Raw genomic sequence first — 2,670 nt, forward strand, 5'->3', positions numbered from 1 at the left:
CCGCTCGTCGCGAGCAGTCGGGCGGTCGAGCGCCTCGCACAGCGGCGGCCAGAACCGATCCGACGAGCAGGCGACGACGACGTAGTCGTCCGCCGTCTCGAACGCCCGGTACGGGACGATGTTCGGGTGTTTGCTCCCCATCCGGCCGGGCGGCTCGCCGCCCGCGAAGTAGTTCGTCGCCATGTAGCTGGTCCAGGCGGCTTGCCCGTCGAGGAGGCTCACGTCGATCTTCTGCCCGCGGCCGTCGCCGAGCTCGCGTTCGAGGAGGGCCGCGAGGATCGCCTGCGTCGCGTACATCCCGGCACCGACGTCGGCGAGCGCGACCCCGATCCGGACCGGCGGGCCGCCCTCGACGCCGGTGAACGACATGAAGCCGCCGCGGGCCTGCATCGTGATGTCGTAGGCGGGCCTGTCGCGGTCCGGTCCCCACTCGCCGAACCCGGAGATGGCGCAGTAGACGAGGCCGGGGTTCTCGTCGACGAGGTCGCCGTAGTCGAGGTCCCACTCCGCGGTCTTGCCGACCCGGAAGTTCTCGACGAGTACGTCGGCCTCGCGCGCGATGTCGCGCACGACCGCGCGGCCCGCCTCGGTCGTCAGATCCAGCTGGACCGACCGCTTGTTGCGGTTGACGCTGACGTAGTAGGCGCTTTCGGCCCCCTCTCCCTCGCCGAACGCCGGCGGGACCCACGTCCGGGTCTGGTCGCCGTCGCCGGGGCGTTCGACCTTGATCACCTCCGCGCCGAGATCGCCCAGTTGCATGGTACAGAACGGGCCGACGAGGACGCGCGAGAGGTCCAGCACGGTGAGTCCGTCGAGCGGGCCGACGTCGCCCTCGGGGTCGCGCGCCTCACCGACCACGCGGTCTCGCCTCCGCGGACCGCCGCCGTGTCCGGTTCATGCGACACGGCTCGCCCGCAAAGGTACTGAGCCTTGCGGCGCGGTCGACCGACGGCCTCCTAGTTTCGGCCGATGACGAAGTACAGGATGATCCCCAAGATAGGCGCGACAAAGACGACGAGCGCCCAGAGAATGGCCGGATGGCCGCTGTTCTTTTGCGCGTCGAAGTACGTCCAGATGGCCGCCAAGAGGAAGACTATCCACAGGGATGGGACAGACAGTCCGAGGCCGCCCAAGAGAGGAATCGACTCGATCACAGCGGCGATCCGTAATGTGGATGTATAACAGTTCTCATAGCCGAATTGGCTGTATAGGGCGCAGTCGGTACAGTGGACGACGTTACCCGTCCATGTGACGGACTCCTTGCTTGGAGACGTTGGCCTCGGTGATCTGTTCGGGCATCCAGTCCGGGGCGTCCGCCGGTGCGTCTTCTTCCCACGCCCACGCGTCATAGATGTACACCTTGTCGGTGCCTTTCTCTCGGATTCGGATTTCGGTCGTTTGCTCCTTCGCGCGCTCGTAACTGCTGGACGGATCCACCCGTCGGGCGGCCTTCAGCGCGGCCTGCCGGGGCACTTGCCCGGAGAAGACGCTCTCTTCTCCGCCGTCCTGATCACACCGGTACAAGGCCGGAAGCCCACGACTTCTGTCGTGGGAGGAAGGCTGACGCGGTACCGAGACAACAGATTGATACTTCGAACCCTCAAAAGTAATTGTAGTCCCTGACAGCCAAATGTGTTGGCAGGGACGGGCTGTCCGTCAGCCAGCCCCGACATCGGGGGCGCACTTGGCCCACCGATAATTAAATTGGCGCTGGCCGTGCGGTGCGAGGCTATCCAAGCCTACGACTTCAGTCGTGGGTAGCTGACGCAGCGCGAAGTTTCGCTGGCCATCTTTCCGTGTCATTAGATAACACGCGTCTACCTTCCGGGGATATATTTATTAAATACAACGACAGTCTCGGGGAAATGAGAATTCGTCTGGGTCGTGGCCGAACGATCGGTGCGAAGAACTCCCAGCGTGTCAGCGCCGTCGATTCAGGCCAAGAGAGGGGAGTAGTACCTGTCGGTTCAGGACGGGAGGTCGGAAAAGAGACTCGTCGATTCAGGCCGGGAGCGTGTCGATGCCGTTGATCTCGACGTAGCCGTAGCCGCAGTCGGGACAGCGCCACTTCGTCTTCTCACCGAGGTGGAGCGTCATCGCCGCGGTCCGGTAGAACGAACGGGTCTCGCTACACGCGGGACAGTCCACGTCCTTTTCGAGCGCCATGCGCGCCGATCGGTCGGGGACGGTGTTGAACCTACTGGTCCGGGCGTCGCGGTCCGCGGTCGGCTGCTCCGAACCCCGCCCTCACCACACCGGCGCGAGCAGCAACGCGACCGTCGCGGAGATGAAGACGAGCTTCAGTCCGGTGTTGACGACGATCACCTTCGTCCCGAACGACGCGCCCCAGATCCCGTACTGGAACGGGATCGACCGCCGGAACGTGGAGACGGCAAAAGAGAGGATGCTCCCGATGAGCAGCGACGCGACCGCGGTGCGCGTGGTGAACACCCCGGCCTCGGTCCCCGCGAGCGTTACCGCCCCCGCGGTCGTGTCGAGCGTGAACACCGCGATGACGGGGACGGCGGCACCCGGAAGCCCCAACACGCCGGTTATCGGCTCCGCGACGCTCGTCAGCCCCGCCACGTCGTACGTGGAGACGAGCCAGATCACGAGGGTGTACACGACCGCGAGCCGCGGGACGATCCGGCGGAGCGTGCCCCACGACTT

Annotated in this window: 5 protein-coding genes and 1 pseudogene; all 6 read right to left on the reverse strand. The window is 65.5% G+C overall.

Annotated elements, in window-relative coordinates; all coding sequences use genetic code 11:
• On the reverse strand, window positions 1-858 hold an 858-nt coding region (locus BN903_RS02845), incomplete at its 3' end, for a CaiB/BaiF CoA-transferase family protein (RefSeq protein ID WP_048076288.1).
• A 98-nt stretch (window positions 859-956) separates the two neighbouring features.
• A complete protein-coding gene (locus BN903_RS17870; protein ID WP_048076289.1) occupies window positions 957-1,154 on the reverse strand; it encodes a PLDc N-terminal domain-containing protein in 198 nt (65 codons plus the stop codon).
• 82 nt (window positions 1,155-1,236) lie between these two features.
• On the reverse strand, window positions 1,237-1,524 hold the full coding sequence (locus BN903_RS02855; protein WP_048076290.1) for a non-histone chromosomal MC1 family protein: 288 nt from the start codon (window positions 1,522-1,524) through the stop codon (window positions 1,237-1,239).
• A 132-nt stretch (window positions 1,525-1,656) separates the two neighbouring features.
• The gene (locus tag BN903_RS17100; protein ID WP_195155689.1) at window positions 1,657-1,803 is read right to left on the reverse strand and encodes a hypothetical protein; all 147 of its coding nucleotides are present in this window, start codon (window positions 1,801-1,803) and stop codon (window positions 1,657-1,659) included.
• A gap of 198 nt (window positions 1,804-2,001) precedes the next feature.
• Window positions 2,002-2,166, reverse strand: a complete 165-nt coding sequence (locus BN903_RS17105) for a hypothetical protein (protein WP_195155690.1) — start codon at window positions 2,164-2,166, stop codon at window positions 2,002-2,004.
• Between the two features lie 81 nt (window positions 2,167-2,247).
• A pseudogene (locus BN903_RS02860) lies at window positions 2,248-2,670 on the reverse strand (nucleoside recognition protein); the annotation flags it as partial.

The organism is Halorubrum sp. AJ67, assembly GCF_000513435.1.

Coding starts and splice junctions, on each gene's coding strand:
- BN903_RS17100 (WP_195155689.1), bottom strand. CDS start 1,803: ATGACACGGAAAGATGGCCAGCGAAACTTCGCGCTGCGTCAGCTACCC.
- BN903_RS17105 (WP_195155690.1), bottom strand. CDS start 2,166: ATGGCGCTCGAAAAGGACGTGGACTGTCCCGCGTGTAGCGAGACCCGT.